Here is a 485-nt window from a genome sequence, read left to right as displayed (position 1 = left end):
AGTTGGTAGAGCACTCGACTGTTAATCGAGTTGTCACAGGTTCGAGTCCTGTTCGGGGAGCCATTAAGGCCCGTTGGTCAAGGGGTTAAGACACCTCCCTTTCACGGAGGTAACAGGGGTTCGAATCCCCTACGGGTCATAGCATTACTTCTTTAAGCATCAAGGGGATGAGAATCCCAATGGTTCGTCGGAGGATAAACTTCGTGAGCAGCTGCTACGCAGTCTCAAACGAAGTGAGAGTATCCCCTACGGGTCATATATATGGAGGCTTAGCTCAGCTGGGAGAGCATCTGCCTTACAAGCAGAGGGTCGGGGGTTCGAGCCCCTCAGCCTCCACCATATATGCCGGTGTAGCTCAACTGGTAGAGCAACTGACTTGTAATCAGTAGGTTGGGGGTTCAAGTCCTCTCGCCGGCACCATTAATGCCTGGAACCGTGGTGTAGTTGGCCTAACATGCCTGCCTGTCACGCAGGAGATCGCGGGT

The 485-nt window shown here is 53.2% G+C and carries 3 tRNA genes; all 3 read left to right on the top strand.

Annotated features, from left to right (window positions below):
- Positions 1–67: 67 nt before the first annotated feature.
- The 3 genes from HP552_RS07085 (at position 68) to HP552_RS07075 (ending at position 420) form a co-directional block, all read left to right on the top strand.
- Positions 68–139: transfer RNA gene (locus tag HP552_RS07085), tRNA-Glu, on the top strand.
- Positions 140–263: 124 nt separating this feature from the next.
- Positions 264–339: transfer RNA gene (locus HP552_RS07080), tRNA-Val, on the top strand.
- A 5-nt stretch (positions 340–344) separates the two neighbouring features.
- A tRNA-Thr gene (locus HP552_RS07075) sits at positions 345–420 on the top strand.
- The last annotated feature ends 65 nt before the right edge of the window (positions 421–485 follow it).

Source organism: Paenibacillus xylanilyticus, assembly GCF_013359935.1.
Lineage (GTDB): Bacteria > Bacillota > Bacilli > Paenibacillales > Paenibacillaceae > Paenibacillus > Paenibacillus xylanilyticus.
The sequence above is the reverse complement of the archived record's forward strand: the minus strand, read 5'-3'. Positions and strand labels throughout refer to the sequence as shown.